Raw genomic sequence first — 23,651 nt, 5'->3', positions numbered from 1 at the left:
CTAACAGCCCGGCTGATTGGATCTAATAAGGAGAGAGCTCATGAGCAACAAACCTATGTTGACTACCAGTGCTGGTAGCCCGATTGCCGATAACCAGAATTCCCTTAGCGCAGGCCCACGCGGTCCGCTGTTGTTGCAAGACTACCAATTGATCGAAAAGCTGGCGCACCAGAACCGCGAGCGTATTCCTGAGCGAGCAGTACATGCCAAGGGCTGGGGTGCATACGGCACGCTAACCATCACCCATGACATCAGCCAATACTCGAAAGCCAAAGTGCTGCAGAAGGGTAACAAGACCCAAATGCTTGCACGCTTCTCGACCGTCGCGGGCGAGCAGGGTGCTGCTGATGCAGAGCGTGATGTGCGTGGTTTTTCCCTGAAGTTCTATACCGAAGAGGGCAACTGGGATTTGGTAGGTAACAACACGCCGGTCTTCTTCGTTCGCGACCCCTACAAGTTTCCGGACTTTATCCACACCCAAAAGCGTCACCCTAAAACCAATCTGCGTTCAGCGACAGCAATGTGGGATTTCTGGTCGCTGTCTCCGGAATCGCTGCATCAGGTGACTATCCTGATGTCCGATCGCGGCCTGCCGACGGATGTTCGCCATATCAATGGCTACGGCTCGCATACCTTTAGCCTGCTAAACGCAGACAATCAGCGCGTCTGGGTCAAGTTCCACTTCAAGACCAAGCAGGGTCACAAGCATTGGACCAATGCCGAGGCAGAAGCAGTCGTCGGTAAAAGCCGTGAGACCACGCAGGAAGATCTGTTCGGCAGTATTGAAAAGGGCGACTTCCCCAAGTGGGGCTTCTTTATTCAGGTGATGACCGAGGAGCAGGCCAGACACACCAGCTTTAATCCGTTCGATCTGACCAAGGTCTGGCCGCATGGTGATTTCCCTTTGATTGAGGTGGGCGAGCTTGAGCTAAATGCCAACCCTGAAAACTACTTTGCCGAGATCGAGCAAGCAGCTTTCTCGCCATCGAACGTGGTGCCTGGTATTGGTTTTTCGCCGGACAAAATGCTGCAGGCGCGGGTCTTTTCCTATGCGGATGCCCATCGCTACCGCCTGGGTACGCACTATGAAGCGCTGCCGGTAAACGCACCGAAGAGTCCTGTGCATCATTATCACAAGGACGGCTCCATGCGCTTCTTTACGGCCAACTCAAATCCGGATGCCTACTACGAGCCTAATTCGTTCAATGGCCCGGCGCAGGCGCCTCAGTACGCTGAGCCGCCATTGCCGCTGGAAGGTGATGCTGATCGCTTCGACCACCGCCAGGGTAATGATGATTACAGCCAACCGCGGGCCTTGTTCAATTTGTTTGATGAGGGTCAAAAGCAGCGTCTGTTCAGCAATATTGCCGATGCCATGGCCGGTGTGCCGGACTTCATTGTTGAGCGCCAGTTGGCCCATTTTGATCAAGTGCATGCGGACTACGGCAATGGTGTGCGGCAAGCGCTAAAAGCCAATCGTTAACATTCGCACCAGCAACGACGGGGCCTCCAGCGATGGTGGCCCCTTTTTTTTACTTGACCTTCGCCTGCTTGGGGTTGAGCATATGCAGATATTCAAAGCGTTTGTGTCAGGAGCTGTAGATGAAAGGCCACCAGGAAGTAATCGATTATTTCAAAGTACTGCTCAAAGGCGAGCTGGCTGCCCGTGATCAGTATTTTGTGCATTCGCGCTATTACGAGGACTGGGGCTTTACCAAGCTGTTTGAGCGTATCAATCACGAGATGGAAGAAGAAACCCAGCACGCTGATGCACTGCTCAAGCGGATCTTGTTCCTTGAGGGTACGCCGGACATGACGCCGGATACTTTTGTCTTTGGTCAAAGCGTGCCAGAGATGCTCAAGCTTGACTTGGCGCTGGAATATCACGTGCGCGCAGCCCTGTGCAAAGGCATTGAGCTTTGTGAGCGCCTGCAGGACTATCCAAGTCGCGATATTCTGCTGGCCCAGCTCAAGGACACCGAGGAAGACCACGCTTATTGGTTGGAGATTCAGCTGCAGCTGATCGACAAGATGGGCTTGGAAAACTACCTGCAAGCGCAGATGTAATTTAAACCCGGTACAGCCCAAATTGATTGCGTAGGCGGTGACAACGCGAAGCTTGTCCACCGCCATGCAATACCGAAATCAGCAAACAGGGCACCATGTTCGTGACCGTAAAAAAGGTGGATAAAAAGCATTATCCACCGTGCATAATCCCTCTCTAGCTCGCGGCGCGGTCACGTTCCAATAAGGGTTTAAGGAAGTATCCCGTGTGCGACTGAGGCATCTCTGACACCGCTTCGGGCGTGCCCACGGCAATGATCTGACCGCCTTTGGAGCCACCTTCGGGACCCAAGTCCACCAGCCAGTCCGCGGTTTTGATCACGTCGAGGTTGTGCTCGATCACCACCACGGTATTGCCGTGATCGCGCAGGCGATGAAGCACATCAAGCAGCTGCTGAATATCCGCGAAGTGCAGGCCAGTGGTTGGCTCGTCGAGGATATACAAGGTCTTGCCCGTGTCGCGCTTGGACAGTTCGCGAGACAGCTTGACCCGCTGCGCTTCACCGCCCGACAGCGTTGTCGCACTCTGCCCCAGCTTGATGTAGGACAGGCCCACATCCATCAGTGTCTGTAGCTTGCGCGCCAGTGCTGGAACCGCGTCGAAGAACACCCGGGCTTCTTCAATGGTCATGTCGAGGACTTCGGTGATGTTCTTGCCCTTGTACTTAACTTCAAGGGTTTCACGGTTATAGCGCTTGCTCTTGCACACATCGCAAGGCACGTAGATGTCCGGCAGAAAGTGCATCTCAACCTTGATCAAGCCGTCACCTTGGCAAGCCTCGCAGCGTCCGCCCTTGACGTTGAACGAGAAACGGCCAGGGCCATAACCCCGTGAACGTGACTCCGGTACGCCAGCAAACAGCTCACGGATTGGGGTGAACAGGCCGGTGTAGGTTGCCGGGTTGGAGCGCGGCGTACGGCCAATCGGGCTTTGGTCGATATCCACCACTTTGTCCAGATGCTGCAAACCGTCGCAGCTGTCATGGGCGGCGGCTTCCAGGGTCGTGGCGCCATTGAGTGCGGTGGCGCTGAGCGGGTAAAGGGTATTGTTGATCAAGGTTGACTTGCCCGAGCCCGATACACCGGTCACGCAGGTCAGCAGGCCGATAGGAATTTCCAGGTCAACATTGCGCAAATTGTTGCCGCGCGCGCCTTTGATTTTCAGTAGCTGCTTTTTATTCACCGGGTGGCGCTTGGCAGGTACTTCGATCTTGACCCGACCTGACAGGTATTTGCCGGTCAGTGAGTCAGGGTGCGCCATGACTTCGGCAGCGGTGCCCTCGGCGACCACGCGGCCACCATGCACACCCGCGCCGGGGCCGATGTCGACCACATAATCGGCCATGCGAATGGCGTCTTCATCGTGCTCAACCACAATCACCGTGTTGCCAATGTCACGCAGGTGACGCAGCGTGCCGAGCAGGCGTTCGTTGTCGCGTTGGTGCAAGCCAATCGATGGTTCATCGAGGATGTACAACACCCCGACCAGACCGGCGCCAATTTGGCTGGCCAGGCGAATACGCTGCGCTTCACCGCCTGAGAGGGTGTCGGCGCTGCGGTCCAGGGATAGGTAATCGAGGCCGACATTAACCAGGAACTGCAGGCGCTCGCGAATCTCCTTGAGAATCTTGTCGGCAATCTCACCGCGGCGACCGGTCAGTGACAGGCCAGAGAAATACTCGGCAGCATCGCCAATCGGCAAGCCGGTTACCGCAGGCAATGTGCGCTCTCCAACCCAGACATGGCGGGCTTCACGACGCAAGCGGGTGCCACGGCAATCCGGACAGGGTTGAGTGCTGAGCAGTTTGCTTAGTTCTTCACGCACGCTGGTTGATTCTGTCTCGCGGTAGCGGCGGTCGAGGTTCGGCACGATGCCTTCGAACGGGTGCGCACGCTTGACGATGTCGCCACGGTCATTCAGGTAGCGGAAGTCGACACTCTGGGTGCCGCTGCCGAAGAGTATGACTTTTTGATGCTCAGCGCTGAGGTCGTCGAACGGAATTTCCAGGCTGAAACCGTAATGCGCTGACAAGGAGCCGAGCATCTGGAAATAATAGACGTTGCGACGGTCCCAGCCACGAATCGCGCCTTCGGCCAGGGTCATCTCGCCGTGAATCAGACGCTTGGTATCGAAGAACTGTTTAACCCCCAAGCCATCGCATGTCGGGCAGGCGCCAGCTGGGTTATTGAATGAGAACAGCTTGGGTTCCAGCTCGCTGATCGAGTGGCCGCAGTGCGGGCAGGCAAAGCGCGCCGAGAAAATCATCTCGTCCTTGATCCCGCTGCTGTCGTCGTCACTGTCGAGCGGGGCGATAAGGGCCAGGCCATCGGCCAGGTTCAAAGCCGTTTCAAAGGACTCGGCAAGGCGCTGTTGCAGGTCTTCGCGCACCTTGAAGCGGTCGACCACAACATCAATGGAATGCTTCTTTTGCTTGTCGAGCTTGGGCAGTTCATCCAGTTCATGCAGCTTGCCGTCAACCCGGGCGCGAACGAAGCCCTGCGCACGCAGCTCTTCAAATACCGAGAGGTGCTCACCTTTACGCTCGCGGATGACGGGCGCCAGGAGCATCAGCTTGCTGCCTTCAGGCAAGGCGAGGACCTGGTCGACCATCTGGCTGACGGTTTGCGCTTCGAGCGGCACGTCATGATCAGGGCAGCGTGGAATACCGACGCGCGCATAGAGCAGGCGCAGGTAGTCGTAGATTTCAGTGATGGTGCCAACGGTGGAGCGTGGGTTGTGCGATGTCGATTTCTGTTCGATGGAAATCGCTGGCGACAGCCCCTCGATGGTGTCGACGTCAGGCTTTTCCATCATCGACAAAAATTGCCGGGCGTAGGCCGACAGTGACTCAACGTAGCGGCGTTGACCTTCGGCATACAGGGTGTCGAAAGCCAGCGATGACTTGCCCGAGCCAGACAGGCCGGTAATCACGATCAGCTTGTCGCGCGGTAAGGTCAGGTCGATGTTCTTAAGGTTGTGGGTACGTGCCCCACGGATCAGAATCTTGTCCACAAACAGCGGCCTCGCTTGGCGGGCGGAAACCCACGAGTATACGGCCGACAGCTACCCTGCGGCAAAGTGTGCTCCTGTGCCGCAGTACATATGGCTGTTAGAATCTCCGCCTTGTCTGACTTAGAGTCTTGGTAATGCACGATCTGCACAATGACCGCATGAGTGGCAGCGAAAATCGGGCGGCAGCTGGCCTGTCGATGGTTTTTGCTTTTCGGATGCTCGGCATGTTCATGGTCTTGCCGGTATTAGCGACCTACGGCATGGATCTCAAAGGCAGCACGCCAGCGCTGATCGGCTTGGCGATTGGTGTCTATGGCCTGACTCAGGCGTTCCTGCAAATTCCGTTCGGGATGATTTCAGACCGCATCGGTCGACGTCCGGTCATCTATGTGGGCTTGCTGATATTTGCCGCCGGTAGCGTGTTGGCGGCCAATGCCGATTCGATCTGGGGCGTGATTGGCGGGCGCGTGTTGCAAGGCGCAGGCGCTATCTCTGCTGCGGTAATGGCGTTGCTATCTGATCTGACCCGTGAACAGCATCGCACCAAAGCCATGGCCATGATTGGCATGAGCATTGGCCTGTCGTTTGCCGTGGCGATGGTGGTTGGGCCGCTTTTGACCCGTGCTTTTGGTCTGTCTGGCTTGTTTTGGGTGACGGCGGTCATGGCATTGGTCGGCATGCTGATTATTGCGGTGGTTGTGCCCAATAGACCGGGGCAATTGCAGCATCGCGAGTCTGGGGTGGCCAAACAGGCACTGATGCCAACACTGCGCAATGCGGATTTGTTGCGCCTGGATGTAGGCATCCTGGCCTTGCACTCGATTCTTATGGCCAGCTTCGTGGCCCTGCCGCTGGCGCTTGTACAAGAAGGCAACCTTGCAAAAGAGCAGCATTGGTGGGTGTACCTGACGGCTTTGCTGGTCGGCTTCTTCGGCATGGTGCCGTTCATCATCTACGCCGAGAAAAAGCGCCAGATGAAACGCGTGCTGGTTGGTGCTGTTTCGGTGTTATTGGCTTGCGAACTTTATTTCTGGGCGTTTGGCCACAGTTTACAGGCGCTGGTGCTGGGCATTATCGTGTTCTTTACTGCATTCAACCTGCTTGAAGCCTCTTTGCCATCGCTTGTCAGCAAAGTCGCACCGGCGGGCGGTAAGGGAACGGCGATGGGCGTCTATTCAACCAGCCAGTTTCTAGGGGCGGCGTTGGGCGGTATTGTCGGTGGTTGGTTGTATCAGCATTACAGCTTGTCGGGGGTGTTCCTCGGATGTGCAGCGATGGCGCTTCTTTGGTTGGTCTTTGCTGTTAATATGCGCGAACCACCCTATGTGACCGGTCTGCGCATGCCGCTTTCAGCATCAGCAGTGCAAGACACTGGGCTGGCTGTGCGCTTGCTGGCATTGCCCGGTGTAACAGATGCGGTTGTGGTGGCCGAAGAGGCTGCCATCTATATCAAAGTGGACACCCAAAAATTGGATCGTGCGGCGCTTGAGAGCTTGGTAGAACAAGCCTGAGAGCCGTGCTGACAGCTTAGGAGATCGTTATGGCCCGTGGGGTTAACAAAGTTATTCTGGTCGGTACCTGCGGACAGGACCCAGAAACGCGCTACCTGCCCAATGGCAACGCCGTTACTAACCTGAGCTTGGCAACAAGCGAGCAGTGGACCGACAAGCAAACCGGTCAGAAGGTCGAGAAGACCGAATGGCACCGTGTTTCGATGTTCGGCAAAGTGGCTGAAATTGCTGGTGAATACCTGCGCAAAGGTTCGCAGGTCTATATCGAAGGCAAGCTGCAAACCCGTGAGTGGGAAAAAGACGGTATCAAGCGTTATACCACCGAGATCGTGGTCGACATGCAGGGCACCATGCAGTTGCTGGGCGGTCGTCCCAACAATGAAGGTGGCGATTCGGCTCCACGTCAGCAGCGCCCAGCGCCGCAACAACGTGCGCCACAACAGCAAGCAGCTCCACGTCCAGCGCCGCAGCCACAAGCTCAGCCAGCGCCAGACTACGACAGTTTTGACGACGATATTCCGTTCTGAGGCAATGCCTTAGGCAAAGACAGCATGGTTTTAGCTTGGAGCCTCCGCAATGCGGGGGCTTTTTGTTTTTGCGCAACCGAAAAGCCTATGCCGCTGAGTCATGTAGCTATTTCCCTGTGTTGCGGGGTTAAACTACCGGCGTTTTTTTTGCGTGGCCCTGCAAGTGCGCAGTCGTGAGTATTAGCTGACCGGGAATCACTTATGTCTAGCAACACCTCGTCCTTGGCTTCAAACCTGAGCAATGTGGCCGCCAGCCCGGCAAGTCCCTTGGTCATGCGGGTGATCGGTGCCTGCGCCTTGGCGCACCTGATCAACGACCTGATCCAGGCGGTGTTGCCAGCGATTTATCCAATGCTCAAGTTGAACTATGGCCTGAGCTTTACCCAGGTTGGCCTGATCACCTTGACCTTTCAGCTCACCGCTTCTTTGTTGCAGCCTTGGGTCGGTTACTACACCGACCGTCATCCAAAACCCTGGCTGCTGCCGTGCGGAGCGCTCTGTACCCTGGTCGGTATTTTGATGCTGGCTTTTGTAGGCAGTTTTGCTGCCATCCTGCTGGCTTCCGCCTTGGTCGGTATCGGTTCCTCGACCTTCCATCCTGAAGCTTCACGCGTTGCGCGCCTGGCGTCCGGTGGCCGCTTTGGGCTGGCCCAGTCGACATTCCAGGTCGGCGGTAATGCCGGTAGCGCTTTTGGCCCGCTGTTGGCGGCCGCTATCGTAATTCCCTATGGGCAAGGTCATGTCGCCTGGTTTGGTCTGTTTGCGGTCTTTGCCATCGCCGTGCTTTGGGGATTGAGCCGTTGGTATCGTAATCACCTGAATTTGTTCAAGCTCAAGCAGGGCGGTAAAGCGACCCACGGTTTGTCATCACAGCGAGTGAGACTGGCTTTGGTCGTGCTGGCGTTACTGGTATTTTCCAAGTACTTCTACATGGCTAGTTTTACCAGTTACTTCACCTTCTATTTGATCGAGAAGTTCGACCTGTCGATAGCCAGTTCGCAATTGCATCTGTTTATGTTTCTTGGGGCTGTTGCAGCGGGCACCTTTTTTGGCGGCCCGATTGGCGACAAGATTGGGCGCAAGATGGTGATTTGGGTGTCCATTTTAGGTGTCACGCCTTTTACCTTGGTGCTGCCATATGCCGACCTGTTCTGGACCGGCGTATTGAGCATGGTAATCGGGTTTATCCTGGCCTCGGCGTTCTCGGCAATTGTGGTTTTCGCCCAGGAACTTGTACCAGGCAATGTCGGCATGATTGCCGGTGTGTTCTTTGGGCTTATGTTCGGTTTTGGCGGTATCGGTGCTGCGTTATTGGGGCACTTGGCGGATATTCATGGCATTGAGTATGTGTACAAGCTGTGTTCTTTCCTGCCATTGATTGGAATCATCACGGTGTTGTTGCCTTCTACCAAAGGGGGCTAGCATCGCGTCTGAAAGATGCCGCGGCGCAGCTGTTTTCGGCGTCAAAACAAGGCATTTGCTGAAAGTTGCCATCCAGGCTATTTCGCTTTTTTAAACTGGTTTGCTGTTTTTGCTGCGCGCTATTTTGTTTTTTATCGTCGGAGCCGTAGTATGCAAGGCAAGTAACTTTAAAAAGCTTTATAGCTTTCTCTTGTTTATAACCCTTTTGATTGCTGAGATAGCTATCGATTATGCGAATGCGTTTGATGCTGCTAGGTGGCGGCAGCGCTTTGGGGCAAGCGCTGATTCGTCTCGGAGCAGAGGAAGACATTAACTTCCTCGCGCCGCGACCACCTGATTCTGGCTGGGATGCCGCCAGCCTGACCCAGTTGCTCGATGACACCCGTCCCGATGCCTTGATTAATCTTGCGTATTACTTCGACTGGTTTCAGGCCGAAACTGTGAGTGAAGCGCGTTTTACCAGTCAGGAGCGTGCGGTTGAGCGTCTTGCCGAGCTGTGCAAACACCACGAAATCCGCTTGATCCAGCCGTCCAGCTATCGTGTATTTGATGGCGCGCGGGCAACGGCCTATAGCGAAAAAGAAGAGCCCGTGCCGCTGGGGCTGCATGGGCAAGCCTTATGGCGCTTGGAGCAAAGCGTGCGCGCGGTGTGTTCGCGGCATGTTTTGCTGCGCTTTGGCTGGCTGCTAGACAGTTCGCCGGAAGGCTTGATGGGGCGCTTTTTGGCGCGGGCCGCGCGTGATGAAGCACTTTATCTGGCGGACGACCGCCGCGGGAACCCAACGCCTGTGGACGATGCGGCCCGGGTCATTCTTGCGGTACTCAAGCAACTCGATTGCGAGTCACCCTTGTGGGGCACCTATCATTATGGTGGGCATGAGGCGACTACCTCACTGGCGCTGGGACAGGCCTTGTTGACTGAGGCGCGTAACTTCCGGAGTAATCTGGTCGATGATATAGCGGCGCAAGCTCATGCTGCGCGGCCTGACGCTGCAGAAGAGCCGCAGCATGCGGTACTTGCATGTAAAAAGATTCTCCACACCTACGGTATAAAACCGCGTGCATGGCGTGCGGGGCTGCCGAGTCTATTGGATCAATACTATCGTCATGTCTAAGTTATTTCTGGTCACCGGCGGAGCCGGGTTTATAGGGTCGCACATGGTTGACGCGCTGTTGGCTAAAGGCCATGCGGTGCGTGTGCTGGATAACTTATCGATGGGCAATCGCAGTAACTTGCCCGCTGACAATCCTCGGTTGCAGTTTATTGAGGGCGATGTTGCCGATGCTGCCTGTGTTTCGGCGGCCGTCAAAGGCTGTGATGCGGTGGTTCATTTGGCTGCTGTTGCCTCGGTGCAAGCCTCGGTGGACGACCCAGTCAGCACGCACCAAAGCAACTTTGTCGGCACACTGAATATCTGCGAGGCCATGCGTGAGCACAGCGTCAAGCGTGTGGTGTTCGCGTCCAGTGCTGCGGTTTACGGCAATAACGGCGCCGGTCAGCCAATTGTTGAAGATACCGCCAAGGCCCCGCTGACGCCTTATGCCTCGGACAAACTGTCGAGCGAGTATTACCTTGATTTCTATCGCCGCCAACATGGTCTTGAGCCTGCTGTTTTCCGTTTCTTCAATATTTTTGGCCCGCGCCAGGATCCGTCCTCGCCGTACTCTGGGGTGATCAGTATTTTCACCCAGCGCGCGCAGCAGGGCTTGCCGATCAGCGTTTTCGGTGATGGCGAGCAGACGCGCGACTTTTTCTTTGTTGCAGACTTGATTGAGTTGTTGCAGCAGGGCTTGTTCGCTGAGCAAGTGGTCAGCGATGCGGTCAATGTTGGTTGGAATCAGGCCACCAGCCTCAAGCAATTACTTGAGGCAATCGGCGAGTTGTTTGGCGGGCTGCCAGCGGTAACTTATCTGGAGCCGCGCGCGGGTGATATTCGTCATTCGCGGGCCAATAATGATCGTTTGCAACAGGCTTATCGCATGCCCCAGGAAACGCCACTTAAAGAAGGATTGCGCCAGTTGCTGGGTCTCAAGTAGCAGCGCGTGACCCTAGGCCAAAACAAAAAAACCGGCACCTAAGTGCCGGTTTTTTGTTGCGGGTGTGGGTTTAGAACTTATAACCCAGGCCGACCATGTAGACCCAAGGGTCGACATCCACATCGAGCTTCAGTTTACCAACACCAGCCAGGTCAACATGGGCATTGGTGTCGATGTCGATATAGCGCACCTGGCCGTTGATCATCCAGTGATCGTCGATCATGTAGTCAGCGCCAATTTGTGCAGCTGCGCCCCATGAGTCGCTCAGGTCAAGATTGCTGAAACCCTTGGCTTCGGCGCTGCTTGAGGTATTGGCGTCATAGAACGCGGTGTAGTTGATGCCCACGCCGACATAGGGCTGGAAGGCGTAGTTCTTGTCCAGCGGGTAATAGACCAGGCTCAGGGTCGGTGGCAGTTGTTTAACGTCACCAAGGCCACCATTCAAACCCGCTAAACCGCCTTGCAGGCCATGTACACCTACGTCATGAGTAAATGGGGTGGCCGCGAGCAGTTCGATCCCCAGGTGATCGGTCATCATGTAGGCAAAGTTGAGGCCCAACTGGGTGTCGCTTTCAACGGTTGCACTGCCACCCAGATTGCCCAGTGGACTCTTGACCCCAGAGCTGTCTTCATTCGGGTCGACAGTAATAGCGCCTGCGCGAACGATGATGTCACCGGCCTCATAGGCATGGGCAAAAGTAGGGGCCATCGCAAGGGCAAGCAGCGGAGCTATAAGGGTGTATTTATTCATGGATAACTCCTATTGAGTTAGTGGGGCTGGCTGATGAATAAATCATAGCTAACTATCTAAAACAGGCATTGATCCAGCTCAATAAGTCATCGGATTGGCCTTTTAGAGCACTCACCGATTGCCTTTGGTTGCTAATAAAGATGATAATAGTTCTCTTTAACGTATCCGTAGCAGAGGATTTGCACCGCATGAGCCGTTACCCCATCCGCCTAATGGCGGCCGCGCTGATGTTTTCCAGTGCTGCCGTGAGCGCTGCACCTTTAGGCGACGCACTGGATGAAAGCCAAGGTCTGGCTGCAGATGCCAAAGCCTCTCAAGCCCGCATAGAAAAGCTTGATGACGCCAGCCGCGAAATGCTCAGCCAATACCGCAGTGCCTTGGAGCAAGCTGAGGCCTTGAAGGGCTACAACGTGCAACTGCGTGAACTGGTTGCCGCCCAACAAAAAGAGTTGGCGGGTTACCAGGCGCAGCTCGACGGTATTGAGCGCACCCAGCAAGCGGCTACGCCCCAGATGCGCAAAATGGTCGAAGTACTCGGCGAGTTCATCAATGCCGATGTGCCTTTCCTGCCTGAAGAGCGGGCCGACCGCCTGGCGCAATTGCAGGATCTGCTGCCTCGTGCTGATGTCAGCCTAGCTGAAAAATACCGGCGCATTCTTGAGGCCTACCAGGTCGAAAGTGATTACGGACGTACGCTTGAGGCCTGGCGCGGTGAGCTTGATGGCGAGCAGGGTGTACGCAGTGTTGAGTTCCTGCGACTGGGTCGCGCGATGATGTATTACCAGACCCTTGATGGTCACGAGAGCGGTTGGTGGAACCCACAGGCTCATGCCTGGCAGGTGCTTGATAGCAGTGCGCGGCGTCCGCTTCATCAAGCCATTGCCATTGCCCGCCAAGAGCAAGCGCCAAGCATGCTTGATTTGCCAGTGAAGACTTTGAATCTAGGGGCCCAGTAATGAGTGTTGTGATTAAACGTGGGCTGATCGCAGCGCTGGTATTGAGTGCGCTGCCAGTAACCGTCAGCGCGGCTGAGCCGCTGAGCCCAGACCAGTTGCTGCAACGTATTCGTAGCGAGCGCGCAGCCGAAGTCAGCGCCATGCAGGACCGCGAGAAGGCATTTGTCGCGCAGCGTAGTGAGCGCGCACAGCTTCTGGCCAAGGCCCAGGCCTCTTTGGCAGAGCAGAAATCCGAAGCCGAACGCTTGAAAGCCGATTTTGACCGCCAGGAAGCCGAACTGGCTGAGCAGGAAGCCTTGCTCAAGCAGCGCTCGGGAAGCCTGGGTGAGTTGTTTGCCGTGGTCCGCCAAAGTGCCGGTGATGTCGCCGGGCAATGGCAAGACAGTCTGCTCAATGCGCAATACCCGGAACGCATCAAGCGTTTGCAGGCCCTGTCAGAAAGCCGCGCATTGCCATCGGCTCAAGACCTTGAGGATTACTGGATGGTGCTGCTTGAAGACCTGGCCGCCAGTGGCCGGGTTGAACAGGTTGAATTGCCGGTGGTTGCTGCAGATGGCACTCGCAAGCAGCAGCCTGTGCTGCGCGTTGGGGCATTCTCGGCCTACAGTGATGGCCAGTTCTTGCGCTACGACGCCGACTCAAATGAATTGCTGGTGCCTGCACGCCAACCAGCAGGCTCGGGCCTGGTGAGTGATTACCTCGCAAGTAAAGAACCATTGGCGACCCTGCCGATCGACCCAAGTCGCGGTACGATTCTGGCACAGTTGCAGCGCAAGCCAGGTCTATGGGATCGCTTGCAGCAAGGCGGGCTGGTCGGCTGGGTGATTGTCACGCTTGGCGCGTTGGGCCTGTTGCTTGCCCTCTGGCGCATGGTTTATCTGGCCAAGGTCAATCGTGGTGTGAAAGCACAGTTGCACAACATCAGTGTGCCGGATGATGGCAATCCGCTGGGTCGTGTGATTGGCGTACTGGGGCCGAATCCGCAGTTGTCTGACCTGGAAACCCTGGAGCTCAAGCTTGACGAAGCGATCCTTCAGGAAACGCCACCACTGGAGAAAGGCCAGGGCCTGCTCAAGCTACTGAGTGCGGTTGCACCCTTGCTCGGCCTGTTGGGCACCGTGACCGGCATGATCGTGACTTTCCAGGCTATTACCCAGGGCGGCGGCGGTGACTCGCGATTGATGGCCGATGGTATTTCGCAAGCCCTGGTGACTACCGTTCTTGGCTTGGTGGTGGCTATTCCGCTGTTGTTCCTGCACAGCTTGCTGGCGAGCCGCAGCAAGGCTCTTATCCAACTGCTCGAACAGCAAAGCGCCGGTTTGATTGCCTTGCATTTGTCTGGGGCGCCGCGCCGTGACTGATCTATTCGCCTTATGGCTGCGTGTAACTGACAGCGCCTATGCGTTGCTTGATTTCATGAGCGCGGGCGGTGTGGTGATGTGGGCGTTGGCAGGGCTCTGCGTGGTGTTCTGGACGCTGGTGCTCGAGCGCTTCTGGTTTATGCGCAAAGTCTTCCCGGTGTGGGTCGACGAGCGTCGTAAAGCCTGGCAGCAACTTCTGCAAGATGACTCCGGCACCTGGCAGCGCGCTGTTCGCAGCGCCTGGCTGGCCCAGGCACGGCAACACCTGGTTGGGCCATTGCGCCTGAGCAAAACCCTGGTGGCGATGTATCCACTGCTGGGCTTGCTTGGCACCGTGAGCGGCATGGTTGCCGTGTTTGATGTGCTGGCAATGAGCGGCACCGGCAATCCGCGCGGAATGGCCGCGGGTGTCTGGCAGGCGACGTTGCCAACCATGGCCGGCATGGTGCTGGCGATTACTGGATTGTTCAGCCTGGCGCGCCTCGAACGCAACGCCCGTCAGGCCATTGAGCGGCTGGCTGACCAGCTGCGACACGACTGAGATAGCTAATCATGAGAATGCGCCGTCATCATCAGCAAGACGAAGACACTGGTATCGACCTGACGCCGATGCTCGATGTGGTCTTTATCATGCTGATTTTCTTCATCGTCACCAGCTCCTTTATCAAGGAGTCTGGAGTCGAGGTTCAGCGCCCACAAGCGCAAACCGCCAGTCCACAAGACAAAGGCAATATCCTCATCGCGATTACCGCTGATGGGCAGGTTTGGATGGATAAAAAAGTGGTTGATGTACGCAGCGTTCGGGCAAATGTTGAGCGCATGCGTGTCGACCAGCCCGAAGGTGCGGTCGTGGTCCAGGCTGATCAGGATGCTCGCACTGGCTTGGTGGTGCAGGTGATGGACCAGGCGCGTCTTGCAGGTGTTCAGGATGTCGCGCTGGCAGCCACCTCGGGAGCGCTTTGATGCGTGTGGCATTGTCCTTTGCAAGCGCCTGCCTGATCGCAGTACTGCTGTTTGCGCTGATGCTTTACATGGTCGCGCCGCCAACCAGCCAGCCATCCGATGAGCCCGTGACCGTGGCAAATTTTGTGCGCATGGACACCCGCTCAAGCGACACGGCAACCCGCACCCGGCAGCAAGCCCCGCAGCCACCGCAACCACAAACGCCGCAGCCGCCAACGCCTCCGACTCCGGTTGCTGCGACGCCTAATGCGAGCATGCCTAAATTGGACATCGACTTGCCGACCATGAGCAGCGGCGTGGCGGTAAATAGTGCTCCAACCCCAAACCTGACCGGTCTGGTGGCAGGAGCGGCAGCGCCCAGTGCCCCGGCTCCAGCGCCTGCAGCAGACTCGGGTGCTCAGTCTGGCGGGCCTGAAAGCGAGGTCGTGCCGCTCAATGACGTGAGTCCGCAATACCCGCGCTATGCCTTGCAGCGCGGGATTGAAGGGCACGTCAAGCTGGCCTTCACCATCACCCGTGCCGGCGCGGTTGAGAATGTACGTGTGCTTGAGGCAAGCCCGAAAAATGTGTTTGAGCGTGAGGCGCGTCGTGCGGCTGTCCGCTGGCGATTTGCGCCGCGAACAGAAGGTGGCTTGGCTGTGGCGCGCGAGGCAGTAAAAACCTTGTACTTCCGCTTGCAGGGAGATAGTTGAAATGATCCGTCTAGCACTGCTTTTGAGTTTTCTAGTCAACGCCAGCTTGGCCAGCGAAGTTTTTGCGGCCGGGCAAACGGTAGAGCCGAGCGTGATGCGTGCCTTGAATACGGCCCAGGTCGCCCAGCAAAAGGGTGACTATGCCGCAGCAGAGCGCGCCCTTAACGCTGTCAAGGCTGAGTCCGGGAGTCTCGAGGAAACCTTGTTGTGGCGCAGTCATGGCTATCTTGCCTGGGCCCAGGGCCGTAACGGCAAGGCGATCGAACTTCTCAGCAAGGCAGTCAAAAGCGGCAAGCTCGACGAGACCGCACAGGCAAACGAACAGCTCAACCTCGCCAAACTGAACCTTTCCGAGCGGCGCTACAAGGAGGTCATACGCCTACTGACGCCGGTTCCAGCCAAGGCCAGTGAAGAAGTTCTGCAGATGCTGGTGCAGTCTTACCAGGCTTCAGGTCAACCAGCCAAGGCATTGCCTTTGGCTGAGCGCTATGTGCGCGCCAATCCGCGTGCCGAGGATCGTTGGCTACAGTTCCTGGTAGGGGTCAACGCTGACCTGAAACGCTATTCAGAAGCAGAAAAGTGGCAGCAGCAGTTACTCGCCCGCAGCCCGAATGATGTACAGCACTGGCGCCAGTTGGCGGCATTGCAGCAATTGTCTGGCCATTACGACAAGGCCTTGGCAACGTTGCGGGCGGCACGCACCAAAGGCCTGAGCTTCAGTGCCAAGGAACTGGATAACCTGACGCTGCTGGCCAGCGCTGCCGATCAACCATGGCAAGGCGCCAAGCTACTCAAGGGCATGCTTGACCAAGGCTTGCTGGCCAATAACAGCACCCGTCAGGAGCGCCTTGGTATGTTCTACTGGCAAGCCCGTGATCGCGCCCATGCGGTAGAGGTTTATCGCCAACTGGCTAGCGCATCGGGTAGCGGCAAGCACTGGATGAACGTGGCCCAGCTGGAATTGGAACAGTCGCGCTGGAAAGCCGGTCTGGCGGCGTTGAAGCAAGCTGAAAACGCCGGTGCAGATCGACGCCAGGTGCGCGAGTGGCGTAACTGGGCACAAGCCGAGTTGAATGCGGACGCCAATGACCGGCTGGCCAGTGCCCGCTGAGCGGGTCGGAAATTTTTTGCCCGCCATGTCGCCACATAGGTTATGCAACTTGCTCATGTTTGAGCATGTCGGTGCTGGAACCCTGGCGGACAAGCCCCGCGTTGCTCGCTGCTTGAATGCGCTGTGATTCGCATCCCTAGGATGGGTGGCGTTTGTTCACCCACCATTTGGACTGAATAGGCTCAGGTGGCGGGCTCGCTTTTGCGCGGTTCGGGGCTTGGGCCATGGCAGACAGGTTTCGCGCTGTCCGCCGTGGGGAAGTGTTCAGTTACTCGCCTTCTGGCAACTCGTACGGATAGATCTTCTGCGCACTCATCTGGTAACCAGCGTCCGCCAGTTCGCTGGTGCTTTGTTCGACCTTGAGCGGCCCTTCGACCCAGAAAGGTTGGTAAAGGGTATCGAGCTTGACCCCGAGTTCGGTTGTGATATGCACGATCTGGTTGGACGGCGGTGGCGGCACATGGATGCAGGCGCCGAAGTAGGGCACAAGCAGGAACTCGGTTACCCGTCCCTCATCCGTGGCATCCAGCGGCACTATATAACCCGGCAACTTTACTTCGACGCCATCGAGCGCCTTGACCACCGGCGCCGCAGGCGATAGCTGCTTCATGCCGGGGCCAGACTCGGACAAGGTATCGCCCAGCTGCGATAGGTCATGCATGGGCGCCATCTGCCGAACAACAGGTGGCGCGTTGGGCGGGATCAGCTCCGACCAGGTCAGCTCGCGGGGCTCGGCCGCCCATAGCGAGGTGGACATGGCCAGGATCAGGGCGCCAAGGGCGGTGCGCAGCATGGGTGACCTCATAAGCGAATTGAAAGACCGTCAGCCAGGGACTGTCGATATGCACGCCATGCCGGTACGCAACCCATCAGCAATGCAGCGCCAAGGATACAGCCGAGCAGCATCCACTCATAGCCACTTGGAACATTGAGTGGCAAGTAGAGACCGTAGTTAGCCTGAACATAGCCTTGCACCGCTGCGATGCCGACATACAACAGCAACAAACCCAGTAGCACGCCTGCCAAGGCCAGGCTGAAGGCTTCGAATATCAGCAGGCTGGCAATATGCCAAGGTCGGGCACCGACCGAACGCAGGATAGCCATTTCGCGGCGTCGTTCATTGAGGCTGGTCAGGATTGCAGTGAGCATGCCGATCAAGCCGGTTATCACCACGAACAGCGAAACCACAAACAGGGCTTTCTCGGCTGTTCCCATCAAGCCCCAGAGCTCTTGCAAGGCAACGCCCGGCAATATTGCCAGCAATGGCTCGCCACGATACTCATTGATATCGCGTTGTAAGCTGAAAGTGGCGATCTTGCTTTTCAGGCCCAACAGCACAGCGGTTATCGCCGTCGGCTGCAGGTGCATGCTGCGCACTTGTTCTGCGCTTATCCTGTCTGCGCCTCGTGCGGGCATGCCGTTTTTCCAGTCAACATGCAGTGCTTCCATCCCGGCCAGCGAGATATGCAGGGTGCGGTCGACCGGCGTGCCGGTGCGCTTGAGAATGCCAACCACATGAAAGGGTTTGTCATCGTGTTTGACCAGGCTGATGGTGGCGACGCCATGGGCCAGAACCAGCTCGTCGCCCAGTTTGTAATGCAGGGCTTCGGCAACCTCGGCGCCGAGCACGACCTCGAATGGATCATCGGCAAACTCACGGCCCTGGCTTAGCTCCAGCGGCTGTTGGCGAGCGTAGCGATAATGTTCGAAGTAGTCGGTATTGGTGCCCATCACCCGGTAGCCGCGGTGCGAGTCACCCAGCGAAATCGGGATCGCCCACTTGACCCTTGGGTTCTGCGCCAGTTGTTCGAAGCTGTCCCAACGAATGTTGTTTGTCGCATTACCAATGCGAAATACCGAATACAGCAACAAGTTGATTGAGCCGGAGCGGGCGCCAACGATCAAGTCGGTGCCGCTGATGGTGTTGGCGAAGCTGGCGCGTGCTTCAGTGCGCACGCGTTCAACGGCCAGCAACAGGCAGACCGACAAGGCAATGGCGAATACGGTGAGCAGGGCGGTAAATCGGCGATTGCTTAAGCTCGCCAGCGCCAGACGAAATAAATACACCTTACATCTCCTGTGGCTGGGAAGCGTGGTTAAGGTCGGCAAGCGACAAATTCCGATCAAACAGCGGCGCCAGGCTTTGATCGTGGCTGACAAACAGCAAGCTGGCGCCCGCTTCGCGACACTCGGCAAACAGCAGCTCCAAGAAGGCTTCACGCGCATCGGCATCGAGCGCCGAAGTAGGTTCATCGGCGATGACCAGTTCTGGCTGGCCGATCAGGGCGCGAGCGGCGGCAACACGTTGCTGTTGACCGATTGACAGCGAGTCAGCGCGGCGTTCGAGTAGTTTGGGGTCGGTCAAACCAAGGTGGGCAAGCAAGCCTGTGGCCGCTTTGGCAACACTGCCATGACGATGACGGGCGCGATTGTTTCTGAGGTCTGAAAAATGACAAGGCAACTCGACGTTTTCACGCACCGATAAAAAAGGCAGCAGGTTAAATTGCTGGAAAATATAGCCGGTATGGTTGACCCGAAATCGATCCCGGGCCCCGGAGGACAAGGCGCTGAGGTCTTGATCGAGCAGTTTGATCAAGCCTCTGTCAGGCCTTTGCACACCACCAAGCAAGCCCAGTAAGGTGGTTTTGCCACTGCCGCTGGGGCCTTTGAGAAATAGCGTCTCGCCGCGTTGCAGGGTAAAGCTGGGAATATCAAGCAGCTCAGGTTGCCCGGGCCATGCAAAGCCGAGGTCGGTGAGGCTAATCAGTGCTGGAGTCATGAGTGCAACGGCCCGGTTGCCCGGGGCGGTCTATGTTGGAATAAACAGATTTGGTGTGCCTGTGTGCCACCACAGCCTTGGCCGAGAGCCTACTGGTTTTACTCCAGTAAACGAAGCCATTGTTACGCCGGGCTTGTATGTGCAGGTTGCCCGGCGTGGTGTGCAGGAGCGGATTTTAAAACTGGGCGGTGCTCTGCTCTGGAGTGAGCTCTGCCCCCTGCTGGCCATTCGGGCCGATCAGTTGCAGCTGGATTTTATGGGTAGCGGGGAACTGTTTGAACAGTTGAGCCAGATCAAGTTGTTGCAACGCTTGCGGCTGTTTGCAGTTGAAGCTGTAGTGCGCGTGAATTTCGCTGTGCTCGTGCTCGTGCTCGTGCTCATCGGCTTCGTGCTTATGCTCTGCTTCAGCATGCCCCCCCGAAAACAGCGGGCTTTCCAGTTCGCTGCTGCTGAGGCTGCAATCGCCAGTAGTGAGGCTAAATAGTGCCAGAGGCTTTTCAAGTTGGCTGCGAGCTTGGCTGATGGCGGCTTTGTCAGCATCAGAGCTTGGCGCGTGCTCAAATCCCACCAGGTTCATGGCTGGGCTTTCCAGTTCGATCTCCAGGGTGTTGCCATCAAGGGCGACATTGAGCTGAGCAACCCCGTGCTCGTGGGCGCCAAGGCTGGCATGTTCCGCATGGTCGTGGTCGTGATCCTGTGCCATTGCGGCAAGTGGAAGAAGGGCGAAAGGCAGTGCTAGCAGTACGCGACGCATTGTTGGCTCCAGGCGGACAGTGAAATAAGTTGTAATGTTATAACGAATTAAATTCTTAATTGCTAGCGCGAGTTGTCATTGCGCACCTCGCCGTGGGAGCATTCTGCTCAGCGAATTGGAGGCGATATGGTACGCATACGCGGCAAGATCGGTGATTGGCCGGTCGATCTAACGGTTGAGCTTGATGCTCAGGACTGGGCGCATCTGGCCGCAAACTTGCCGGTTAGCGAGCTGCAAGGGAGTACTCAGGTCGCGCCGGTCGAGGCGCCAAAGACTGATGCGTTGTGGCAGACCACGCTGTCTTTACTGGCTAAGGCAGGAAGTATTGAGGGGCCGTTGCTGATGGAGCAACTTACGGGGCTGGCAGGCGGGGAGTTGGCTGCGAAACAGTTGTTGGTGCGCCTGCGCCATTGTGCGCAGGTGCGGGTCGACAGTGGAGTGGATGCGCCGGTTTATCACTGGCTTGGTGCGTGATAAACCGGCTGGAATGCCTGCTGGCACTAGACCAGAAGGTTTGACCCAGGATGCTTGAGTGATGCCCAGGACTCGGCGACCACCACCAGCACAACGCCAAGGGATACCAGATCTTTGATCAGGAACGCGCCGAGCAGGGAGGGGAATAGGGTATCCGGGTGCAGGGTGCCCGGCGTTGTCAGCAAGAAAGTCAGTGTTGTCAGGTACAGTCCCGTTGCCAGCAAGCCACCCAGTAGCGAGGCTTTCTTGCTGATGGGATAGAGTGCCAGAAGCAGGGCAATAACGAGCTCGCCAACGCCAATGATGGCAGAGATTCCGTTAACGCTGCCGACGCTGTACATCCATGAAAGAAACGGCGAGTTCTCAACCAGGTGGCTGATGGCCATGGCTTCATCCGGGTGGAACTTGAATGCGCCAATCCAGACGATAATAAATACGGTGGCGTACAGCGCAATATAAAAACCGATTTTTGAGTGCTTGTTAATCATGACGTTAAACGCTTCAGTGGTGAGGTGTAAGCGCTGCAAAACCGATGTTTTGCAGCAGTGCATACTCAACTAGAGGCGTTTGCTTATAAATAATTACACTTAATAAATCGCTTGATAGAGTTTTCTACGGTATTGGGTGACCAGCGGGTGGTCATTACCGAGCAACTCAAACACTTGCAGAAGGGTTTTATGTGCCAGGCCGTCGGCATAGTTGCGGTTACGCACGAATAATTTAAGCAATGCATCCAGCGCGGACTCGTATTGCTGGCTGGCAAGCTGCTGAACGGCCAGTTGGTAAGTTGCTTCATCATCCTCGGGGTTTTGCCCCAGTCGGGTTTTCAATTCAGCTGCATCAGGCTGCTCAGCGGCCTGGCGCAAGAAGGTCAGCTGGGCTTTGGCGCCATTGAGGGCTTGCTTGTGTTCGTCGTCGCAAACGGCATCAAGTACCGTTTGCGCCTCGGCCAGCTCGCCACGTTCAGCCAGGCAGCGTGCGTATAAAATCAATGCTGGGGCATTGCTGTTGTCTTCGCTGAGCAGCTGCTTAAGTTGCGCCTCAGCCGCGTCGATCTGGCCTTCGGCGAACAGCTTGCTGGCGCTGTCGAACAGGTTTTCTTGCGCTGGTGCAGGCTCCGCAACGTGGGGTTGCAGCATGGCGCGGATTTCCGACTCGAGCTTGGCGCCGGCAAAGCCGTCAACCGGCTGGCCATCTTTGAACAGCACCACGGTTGGCAGGCTGCGAATACCGAAGCGGGCGACAATGTCCTGCTCGATATCACAGTTGACCTTGGCTAGCAGCAACTCACCCTGATAGCTCTCGGTGATCTGTGCCAGCAGGGGCATCAGCGCTTTGCACGGCGCACACCACTCCGCCCAGAAATCAACCAGTACCGGCTTATGAAACGAGTTCTCAACGACCAGTTGATCAAACTGTGCGGCGCCGGAGATATCAAAAATATAAGGGGTGTCGCTCATGGTCTGTCTCGCAGAATCAAAGGCTGATAAATAGGTTAATAAGGGTTGCGGGCTAATTTAACAAGTTGTCGCCGCTAGGCTGCGCGCTGCGTGATACAGGCTTACCTGGCGAAACTCGTCTGGCTCAGCCAGGTCCGGCCAGGTACAGGCCTGCATGATGCCGAGCCGTTGGTAGAGCGGGTGCTCGAAGTTGCGTACCCGTGAGTCGGCAACCAGTGCTTGTTGTCCACGGCTTAGGAACTCGTCGAGCAGCGGCAGGTTGGCGCGATCATAAAGCACGTCGGCCACAATGATCAGGTCAAAACGATCCCTTTCGGCAAAAAAATCTGCGCAGTAACCTAGTTTTACATTATTCAATTCGGCGTTGGCTCTGGTCGCGGCGAGCGCCAGTGGATCGAGATCGCAGGCCACTACTTCGCTGGCGCCCGCCTTGGCTGCGGCAATGGCCGCGATTCCCGAACCGGTGCCGAAATCGAGCACCCGTTTATTGCGCGCCCACTCGGGGTTTTGTGCCAGCCAGCGCGCCAGAACCAAGCCGCTGGCCCAGCAAAAGCACCAATAGGGCGGGTCTTCGAGTATGCGCTGGGTTTCTTCCGGGCTGAACTGGCGATCCATCTTCTCGGCATCAATCAGCCATAGCCTGATATCCGTGCCTGGCAAGGTTTGTGCGCTCAACTGCGCATCACCAAGCAGTTGGCTGAGTGCTGCGATCAATTGCGCAGGCGGCGTCGACGCCATGCGGGCTGCACTCATGGCGCGGGTTGCATGCGGATATCACCGAGCGTCTGATTTTGCGCGGTGCGGATCAACTGGGTAGGCATGTGTTGAATCAAACGACCTTCAAGATTGGCTCGCCCGCGCAGCTCAACCCGAATGCCACGGTCGAATGCCTCGGGATTGAATACCAGGCGAAAAGGCAGGGTCGAGCCATTGCCGCGTAACTGGATGTTGCCCAATAACTGGGTGGGCAGGCCATTGCTGCCGATTACCAGGAGCGCGATTTCGGCGGTTGCGTTATCGGGTACGCCGATCAGGTTGCCATTGATTTCGCGCAAATGTGCTGGGATGGCGGCGGTCGCTGCGGCCTTTGTCTCGGGCTGGGTGGCTACCGGCGCAGCAGGTTCGCTGGCGCAGGCGCTTAGAAGGCCGAATAGGCCGATCAATGTGAGGTGGCGCAAGTACATGCGTGCTCCTTTTGTTGTGTATCCGTTCAATGGATTCTTGCCCGCCTGTATACCGCAAAGCTGGCGGCTTGTCTTGCCGCTGAGATGCGCTACCATGGCGCCTTTCCGTTCAAGGCAGGCCATAGTATGCACTGTCCATTCTGCGCCGCTAACGACACCAAGGTGATCGACTCACGTTTGGTGGCCGAAGGTGAGCAAGTTCGTCGTCGCCGCGAGTGCCTGGCGTGTGGCGAGCGCTTTACGACTTTTGAAACTGCGGAACTGGTGATGCCTCGGCTGATCAAACAAGACGGCAGCCGCCAGCCTTTCGATGAAGAAAAACTGCGTGCCGGTATGCTCCGCGCACTGGAGAAGCGTCCAGTGAGCATCGAGCGAGTGGAGGCGGCGATCGCTCATATCAAGCATCGCCTGCGTGCCACCGGTGAGCGTGAGGTGAAGTCGCTGGTGCTCGGCGAGCTAGTCATGACCGAATTGCAAAAGCTTGATGAAGTGGCTTACATCCGCTTTGCTTCGGTGTATCGGCGTTTCCAGGACCTCAATGAGTTTCGCGAGGAAATTGACCGTCTGTCTCGAGAACCCTCAAAGGATTAAG

General features: G+C 56.8%; 25 protein-coding genes. 15 read left to right on the top strand and 10 right to left on the bottom strand.

The window, feature by feature from the left end; genetic code table 11:
* Window positions 1–40: 40 nt before the first annotated feature.
* On the top strand, window positions 41–1,483 hold the full coding sequence (locus AACY26_RS19940; RefSeq protein WP_339516622.1) for a catalase: 1,443 nt from the start codon (window positions 41–43) through the stop codon (window positions 1,481–1,483).
* 119 nt (window positions 1,484–1,602) lie between these two features.
* Window positions 1,603–2,067, top strand: coding sequence for a bacterioferritin (bfr, locus tag AACY26_RS19935; RefSeq protein WP_339516620.1), 465 nt, complete (start codon window positions 1,603–1,605; stop codon window positions 2,065–2,067).
* A gap of 154 nt (window positions 2,068–2,221) precedes the next feature.
* Here the strand turns inward: bfr and uvrA are convergent, their stop codons facing one another.
* A complete protein-coding gene (gene uvrA, locus AACY26_RS19930; protein ID WP_339516618.1) occupies window positions 2,222–5,077 on the bottom strand; it encodes an excinuclease ABC subunit UvrA in 2,856 nt (951 codons plus the stop codon).
* Between the two features lie 134 nt (window positions 5,078–5,211).
* Here uvrA and AACY26_RS19925 point away from each other — a divergent pair, with 134 nt between their 5' ends.
* The 5 genes from AACY26_RS19925 (at window position 5,212) to AACY26_RS19905 (ending at window position 10,574) form a co-directional block, all read left to right on the top strand.
* On the top strand, window positions 5,212–6,588 hold the full coding sequence (locus AACY26_RS19925; protein ID WP_339516616.1) for an MFS transporter: 1,377 nt from the start codon (window positions 5,212–5,214) through the stop codon (window positions 6,586–6,588).
* A 29-nt stretch (window positions 6,589–6,617) separates the two neighbouring features.
* Window positions 6,618–7,115, top strand: a complete 498-nt coding sequence (locus tag AACY26_RS19920; protein ID WP_339516614.1) for a single-stranded DNA-binding protein — start codon at window positions 6,618–6,620, stop codon at window positions 7,113–7,115.
* Between the two features lie 201 nt (window positions 7,116–7,316).
* Window positions 7,317–8,537: an MFS transporter gene (locus AACY26_RS19915; protein ID WP_339516612.1), complete on the top strand. Its 1,221-nt coding sequence runs from the start codon at window positions 7,317–7,319 to the stop codon at window positions 8,535–8,537.
* Window positions 8,538–8,767: 230 nt separating this feature from the next.
* Entirely contained in the window at window positions 8,768–9,652 is an 885-nt protein-coding gene (locus tag AACY26_RS19910; RefSeq protein WP_339516610.1) for a sugar nucleotide-binding protein, read from the top strand.
* Window positions 9,645–10,574 carry an SDR family NAD(P)-dependent oxidoreductase gene (locus tag AACY26_RS19905; protein ID WP_339516608.1) on the top strand — a complete coding sequence of 310 codons (930 nt, stop codon included), beginning with the start codon at window positions 9,645–9,647 and terminating at the stop codon, window positions 10,572–10,574. Before AACY26_RS19910 ends, AACY26_RS19905 begins: the two co-directional genes overlap by 8 nt.
* Window positions 10,575–10,644: 70 nt before the next feature.
* On the opposite strand, the gene AACY26_RS19900 is transcribed toward AACY26_RS19905, so the two are convergent.
* Window positions 10,645–11,325: an OmpW/AlkL family protein gene (locus tag AACY26_RS19900; protein WP_339516606.1), complete on the bottom strand. Its 681-nt coding sequence runs from the start codon at window positions 11,323–11,325 to the stop codon at window positions 10,645–10,647.
* 188 nt (window positions 11,326–11,513) lie between these two features.
* Between AACY26_RS19900 and AACY26_RS19895 the strand changes: the two genes are divergently transcribed.
* The 6 genes from AACY26_RS19895 to AACY26_RS19870 are packed head-to-tail and all read left to right on the top strand — an operon-like array spanning window position 11,514 to window position 16,408.
* Window positions 11,514–12,281: a DUF3450 domain-containing protein gene (locus AACY26_RS19895; protein WP_339516605.1), complete on the top strand. Its 768-nt coding sequence runs from the start codon at window positions 11,514–11,516 to the stop codon at window positions 12,279–12,281.
* Window positions 12,281–13,642 (top strand): MotA/TolQ/ExbB proton channel family protein, encoded by a 1,362-nt coding sequence (locus tag AACY26_RS19890; protein WP_339516603.1) that lies wholly within the window; start codon window positions 12,281–12,283, stop codon window positions 13,640–13,642. The genes AACY26_RS19895 and AACY26_RS19890 overlap by 1 nt, the downstream gene beginning before the upstream one ends.
* Window positions 13,635–14,183 carry a MotA/TolQ/ExbB proton channel family protein gene (locus tag AACY26_RS19885; protein WP_010487043.1) on the top strand — a complete coding sequence of 183 codons (549 nt, stop codon included), beginning with the start codon at window positions 13,635–13,637 and terminating at the stop codon, window positions 14,181–14,183. Before AACY26_RS19890 ends, AACY26_RS19885 begins: the two co-directional genes overlap by 8 nt.
* A gap of 11 nt (window positions 14,184–14,194) precedes the next feature.
* Window positions 14,195–14,605 carry an ExbD/TolR family protein gene (locus AACY26_RS19880; RefSeq protein ID WP_029529509.1) on the top strand — a complete coding sequence of 137 codons (411 nt, stop codon included), beginning with the start codon at window positions 14,195–14,197 and terminating at the stop codon, window positions 14,603–14,605.
* A complete protein-coding gene (locus AACY26_RS19875) occupies window positions 14,605–15,297 on the top strand; it encodes an energy transducer TonB (RefSeq protein ID WP_339516601.1) in 693 nt (230 codons plus the stop codon). Before AACY26_RS19880 ends, AACY26_RS19875 begins: the two co-directional genes overlap by 1 nt.
* A gap of 1 nt (window position 15,298) precedes the next feature.
* Window positions 15,299–16,408, top strand: coding sequence for a tetratricopeptide repeat protein (locus AACY26_RS19870; protein ID WP_010487049.1), 1,110 nt, complete (start codon window positions 15,299–15,301; stop codon window positions 16,406–16,408).
* 268 nt (window positions 16,409–16,676) lie between these two features.
* Here the strand turns inward: AACY26_RS19870 and AACY26_RS19865 are convergent, their stop codons facing one another.
* From AACY26_RS19865 to AACY26_RS19850, 4 genes are all read right to left on the bottom strand, one after another.
* Window positions 16,677–17,213 (bottom strand): DUF3299 domain-containing protein, encoded by a 537-nt coding sequence (locus tag AACY26_RS19865; protein WP_036988200.1) that lies wholly within the window; start codon window positions 17,211–17,213, stop codon window positions 16,677–16,679.
* Window positions 17,210–18,475: an ABC transporter permease gene (locus AACY26_RS19860; protein ID WP_010487052.1), complete on the bottom strand. Its 1,266-nt coding sequence runs from the start codon at window positions 18,473–18,475 to the stop codon at window positions 17,210–17,212. The genes AACY26_RS19865 and AACY26_RS19860 overlap by 4 nt, the downstream gene beginning before the upstream one ends.
* Window position 18,476: 1 nt before the next feature.
* A complete protein-coding gene (locus AACY26_RS19855; RefSeq protein ID WP_339516594.1) occupies window positions 18,477–19,187 on the bottom strand; it encodes an ABC transporter ATP-binding protein in 711 nt (236 codons plus the stop codon).
* A 175-nt stretch (window positions 19,188–19,362) separates the two neighbouring features.
* Window positions 19,363–19,941 (bottom strand): DUF2796 domain-containing protein, encoded by a 579-nt coding sequence (locus tag AACY26_RS19850; RefSeq protein WP_339516592.1) that lies wholly within the window; start codon window positions 19,939–19,941, stop codon window positions 19,363–19,365.
* Between the two features lie 126 nt (window positions 19,942–20,067).
* On the opposite strand from AACY26_RS19850, the gene AACY26_RS19845 reads away from it, so the two are divergent.
* Entirely contained in the window at window positions 20,068–20,415 is a 348-nt protein-coding gene (locus AACY26_RS19845; protein WP_339516590.1) for a hypothetical protein, read from the top strand.
* A gap of 26 nt (window positions 20,416–20,441) precedes the next feature.
* Here AACY26_RS19845 and AACY26_RS19840 read toward each other — a convergent pair whose 3' ends face one another.
* The 4 genes from AACY26_RS19840 to AACY26_RS19825 form a co-directional block, all read right to left on the bottom strand.
* Window positions 20,442–20,903, bottom strand: a complete 462-nt coding sequence (locus AACY26_RS19840) for a DUF417 family protein (protein ID WP_339516588.1) — start codon at window positions 20,901–20,903, stop codon at window positions 20,442–20,444.
* A gap of 99 nt (window positions 20,904–21,002) precedes the next feature.
* The gene (gene trxA / locus AACY26_RS19835) at window positions 21,003–21,875 is read right to left on the bottom strand and encodes a thioredoxin (protein WP_339516587.1); all 873 of its coding nucleotides are present in this window, start codon (window positions 21,873–21,875) and stop codon (window positions 21,003–21,005) included.
* 57 nt (window positions 21,876–21,932) lie between these two features.
* Complete coding sequence (locus AACY26_RS19830; RefSeq protein WP_339516586.1) at window positions 21,933–22,628, bottom strand: class I SAM-dependent methyltransferase; 696 nt, start codon at window positions 22,626–22,628, stop codon at window positions 21,933–21,935.
* Entirely contained in the window at window positions 22,625–23,059 is a 435-nt protein-coding gene (locus tag AACY26_RS19825; protein WP_339516585.1) for a hypothetical protein, read from the bottom strand. Before AACY26_RS19825 ends, AACY26_RS19830 begins: the two co-directional genes overlap by 4 nt.
* 126 nt (window positions 23,060–23,185) lie before the next feature.
* Here AACY26_RS19825 and nrdR point away from each other — a divergent pair, with 126 nt between their 5' ends.
* Window positions 23,186–23,650: a transcriptional regulator NrdR gene (gene nrdR / locus AACY26_RS19820; RefSeq protein WP_010487069.1), complete on the top strand. Its 465-nt coding sequence runs from the start codon at window positions 23,186–23,188 to the stop codon at window positions 23,648–23,650.
* Window position 23,651 lies beyond the last annotated feature (1 nt).

It is taken from the genome of Pseudomonas sp. RL_15y_Pfl2_60 (assembly GCF_963970595.1).
In the GTDB taxonomy this organism is placed as follows: Bacteria; Pseudomonadota; Gammaproteobacteria; order Pseudomonadales; family Pseudomonadaceae; genus Aquipseudomonas.
The sequence above is the reverse complement of the archived record's forward strand: the minus strand, read 5'-3'. Positions and strand labels throughout refer to the sequence as shown.